The organism is uncultured Aquabacterium sp. (assembly GCF_913773725.1).
In the GTDB taxonomy this organism is placed as follows: Bacteria; Pseudomonadota; Gammaproteobacteria; order Burkholderiales; family Burkholderiaceae_C; genus Aquabacterium.
On sequence record NZ_CAJYGK010000025.1, the window covers coordinates 1 to 4,413 of the forward strand.

The 4,413-nt window shown below is 67.8% G+C and carries 2 protein-coding genes; one reads left to right on the forward strand and one right to left on the reverse strand.

Annotation, left to right across the window (positions count from 1 at the left end):
* Positions 1 to 2,401 (reverse strand): penicillin acylase family protein (locus tag QZ709_RS02760; protein WP_294635823.1); only part of this gene is annotated, 2,401 nt, incomplete at its 3' end.
* Between the two features lie 276 nt (positions 2,402 to 2,677).
* On the opposite strand from QZ709_RS02760, the gene QZ709_RS02765 reads away from it, so the two are divergent.
* A complete protein-coding gene (locus tag QZ709_RS02765; protein ID WP_294635824.1) occupies positions 2,678 to 4,183 on the forward strand; it encodes an OmpP1/FadL family transporter in 1,506 nt (501 codons plus the stop codon).
* Positions 4,184 to 4,413 lie beyond the last annotated feature (230 nt).

A 4,413-nucleotide genomic window follows, 5' to 3' on the forward strand; every position in this document is an offset into this window, starting at 1 on the left:
TGGCCCACTTGGCACCCTTGAGGAAGATGTCCGAGTAGAGCCGGGTCTGGTCCGAGAAGTGCGGCGACAGCAGGTGGCTGCTCTGCGAGTAGGTCAGGATGCCCTCGGCCACCGGGCCGTTGGCATCGAAGGTCACCCACTGCATATAGCTGTTGCCGTAGACCGGGTCGCCATAGAGGCCGGCGCTGAGATTGCCGCGGATGTTGTTGAAGGTGTAGCGGCCGCCCGGGATGGAGATGGGCGCACCGTCGCGCACGACCACCTGCTTGCGGGCATTGACCTCCTCCAGCGCGAACTTGTTGGCGTTGAACCACTGCACCGCGTCGGCCAGCAGCGTCACGGCCTTGGTGTCGGCCGGGTTGTAGCCGCGCGGCGTGTTGACCGGGTCGGCCGGGTCATAGGCCACCCGCCACAGGCTGGCGTCCTTCATCTCGCCGGACAGCTCGTAGAACTTGCGGAACAGCAGCGAGCCCGGATCGGCCATGCCCTCGGTCTTCTTCCAGACCGACAGCACGCCGCAGGCCTTGCCGAGGTCGGTCATCATGCCCTTGCTGTCCATCGCCGTCAGGCTGCCGCCGGCGCAGCGCGCTGCCAGGAACTCGTCCAGCCACAGCTCGGCCTTCAGGAAGCGGCTCTTGGCATAGACCTGCTGCAGATTCGCCAGCGTGAAGCCGGTGCCGGGCAGGCCGTCCGTGCCCTTCATGCGGTCCAGCACCTGCACGATGCCGGTGCGGGTGCGCTCGCCCTGCTCGCGGCCCTCGGCCACCGGGCCGGTTGCGATGATCTTGGGATAGCCGGCCAGGCGCACCTTGTCGTTGGGCAGCCAGTGGCTGTCGTTGGCGTTGACGATGTAGTCGTCGCGCAGCACATAGGGCCGCTGCGCGCTGGGGATGGCGCCGTTCCAGTTGCAGCTGCTCTTGCTGCCGTCCATCAGCACCAGCCCGCGGCTGGCCAGCAGGAACTGGCCGGTCGGGCTGTTGACGCAGCTGGCCAGCTGGGCATCGCTGACATTGGCGGCCACCGAGTAGTTGGCATAGAGCGCCTTGCCGTTGCGGTCGGCCGCCATGGTGTTGACCCAGGGCATCGCGTTGTGCGTGGCCAGCGACTCGCGCAGGCTCTCGGCGCTGGTGGACTTGCCGTTGAGCAGGGCCTGGTCGAGCAGCTTGTAGTTGGTGTAGTTGGCGTCGCGGATCGCGAACGCGGCGCCCGCCGACCAGCCGAAGGTGGCACCGTCGCTGAGCACCGGGCCGAAGTCGGTGCCGTACATCGTGCGCTGGTGCGTCTTCATGCTGCCATCGGGCTGCAGCGCCTCGACGCTGAGCACGGTCTTGCTCATGGCCTTGAAGGTGCCGTCGACCTGGTAGCGCGTCGGGTCCGCCGGATCGAGCTTGAGCTGGAACAGCGTGAAGCGGTTGTCGGTGGAGAAGGTGTGCGTCCAGGCCACATCCTTGTTGAAGCCGATCAGCGGCACCAGCGTGCCCAGCAGGGTCGAGCCGAACACGTCGTACTTGCCGGGGATGGTGATGTGCAGCTTGTGCAGCCGCAGCGCGCCCCACCATGGGAAGTGCGGATTGCCCATCACGATGCCGGCGCCGCTCTGCGTCACCCCCTTGCCCAGCCCATAACCGTTGGAACCGATGGCGTGCTCGAACAGCGCCTGCGTGCTTTGCACCAGCGGGCTGTTCAGCACCGCCAGCTGCGTGCTCGGGCGCTTGAGTGCCTTGGCGCTCAGCGCCGCCACCGTCGTCGCACCCGCCGGCTTCGGCCCGGGCGGCTGGGCCGCACCGATGGCGTTGATGAACTGCATCGAGCTGCCCGCCATGGCGGCCTGGCTGAAGCGCCAGTAGGCCTCGTCCTCGGTCATGGGCGTGACCCAGGCCGCCCCCTTGCACTCCAGCGGCAGGCCGTTGATGCCCTTGTCGCGCAGATAGCGGTTGTAGCCGGCCACGAAGCCACTGACCATGTCGCGCACGTCGGGGCTGCTGGCCTCCCTCATCGACTGCGCCAGCGCCGGCGTCATCAGCAGCTTGTAGAAGAAGTCGGACGACAGATTCGGCGTGAAGTCGCCGGACTGGCCCAGATAGGTGATGGGCACGCCCTTGGCATCCACATCGCCGAAGAAGCGCGAGCGCTGCCCGCGCAGCGTCACCAGCTCCTGCGCGAACAGGCAGATGTGGTCGTTGGCAAAGGCGTAGCCATAACCGTAGCCGGCACCCTTGAAGTCGTCCGCCTTGACGTGCGGCACGCCGTAGCTGGTGTAGCGGATCTCGGCCGAGTACGTGGGTGCAGACGGCGTGCCCGCCGTCGAATCACCGCCACCGCCGCCGCAGGCGCTCAACAGCAGGCCGGCCGCCAGCGAGGCGGCCACAGGGGTCATGGCATGGGCAATGCGCTGCGGCATCGAGATCTCCTTCAGGGTTCTTGTGGGGTTCGCAGCACGGCAGGGTCGCGGCCCGCTGCCCTGCCTGGCGCGGTGGTGCGCATCGTGGCACGGTTGAACCCCGTTCACGAAGAAACCCATCCCCCGGCCGCAGGGCTGCAGGGTCTGTCACCTTGGCGACGGCGGCAAAGCAAGGGGCTCTCGACGGCGCGAGGCGGCTGCGAATCCCCGCCGGCTATCATCAAAAATTCCGGTCACAGCTTGTGACATAACCTCGAAACCACGGACACAAACATCTTGAACCGCCCTGTCGTTCACCCCTTGATGCTCGCGCTGGCAGCCGTCGTGGCTGCCCCGCTGGCCCAGGCCTCGGGCTACCACTTCGGCTCCCAGTCGGCCTCTGCACAGGGCACGGCCAACGCCAATGCAGCCGAGGCGTCGGACGCTTCGGTGCTGTTCTACAACCCGGCCGGGCTGAGTCGCCTGGAAGGCACCCAGGCCAGCGGCGTGCTGAACCTGGTGCTGCCCCGCGGCCGCTTCAGCGACGGGGGCAGCATCACGCAGTTCGGCCTGTCCAGCCGCGGCGGGGCGGCGGGCGATTTCGTCGAACCGACCGCCGTGCCGCATGCCTATCTGAGCCACCGCTACAACGATCGGCTCACGGCCGGACTGGGCATCTTCGTGCCCTTCGGCTCCAAGAGCGAGTACGACAGCAACTGGACCGGCCGCTACAACAGCATCGCCACCGAGCTGAAGACGCTGACCATCAATCCCTCCGTCGCCTTCAAGCTCAACGAGCGCCTGAGCCTGGGCGCCGGTGTCAGCGCGCAGCACATCGAGGGCAAGCTGTCCAAGGGTGCGGACTTCGGCTCCGGTGCCATGGCCTCGATCATCGACGCCCAGGTGCGGGCCAATGCCGTGCCCGGCGTGCCGGCGGAGATCATCCGCAATGCGGTCGTCAACCAGCTCGGCGGCCTGATCAAGACGGCCTCCGGCAACCCCAGCTACTCGGGCCGCGTCGACGTCGAGGGCAAGGACTGGGGCGTGGGTTTCAACCTGGGCCTGATGTACAGCCCGGACGAGGACACCCGCTTCGGCATTGCCTACCGCTCCTCCGTCAAGCACACGCTGAAGGGTGATGCCCGCTGGCAGGTGCAGCCCGCCGCCGGCAACCTGGCCACGCTGCTGAACGCGGCCCTGCCCGGTGCCGGCAGCCAGGTGCAGGCCCAGCTGCTGGCCGCCTACACCGACAGCGCCGCCCAGCTCAGCGTCAAGACGCCGGAGTCCCTGTCCTTCTCCTTCTACAAGCGGCACGACGCCCGCACCGCGGTGATGGGCGACATCACCCTGACGCGCCACTCGCGCTTCCAGGAGCTGCGCGTGGACTTCGCCAACAACCTGGCTGACTCCGTGACACCGCAGCGCTGGACCGACACCGTGCGCGCCTCGCTGGGCGTTTCGCACCAGTGGACCGAGACCCTGCAGCTGCGCGGCGGCGTGGCCTTCGACCAGTCGCCCGTGACCCCGGCGACGCGCACGCCGTCCATCCCCGACGGCGACCGCAGCTGGCTGTCGGCCGGCCTGAACTGGAAGCTGGACAGCAAGCGCTCGCTCGACTTCGCGCTGAGCTACATCCACGTGGACTCGGGCGAGATCAACGCCTACGACAACGGCGGCCAGACCAATGCCGTCGGCTCGGCCGTCTGCAACCCGGCTCGCAACACCTCCAGCTGCGCCACCGTGGTCGGCCGCTACAAGCTCAGCTCGGCCCTGCTGGGCCTGCAGTACAACCACCGCTTCTGAGGCAGCTCGGGCCGCCCCTGCGCGTGGCCTGTGAAGGAACCGGCTCCTTGCTCCCCGTCGCCGACGGTGCGAGCATGGAGCCGTTCCTCATCACCGACAGGAGCGTTCACCATGGCTTCCGACTGGAACACCAGCACCCTGCTGATCGCCGTCGCGCTGCTGCTGGCCATCGCCGGTGCGCTGCGCTTCGATCTGTTCGCGCTGATCTGGCGCGAGTGGCTCAAGCTCGC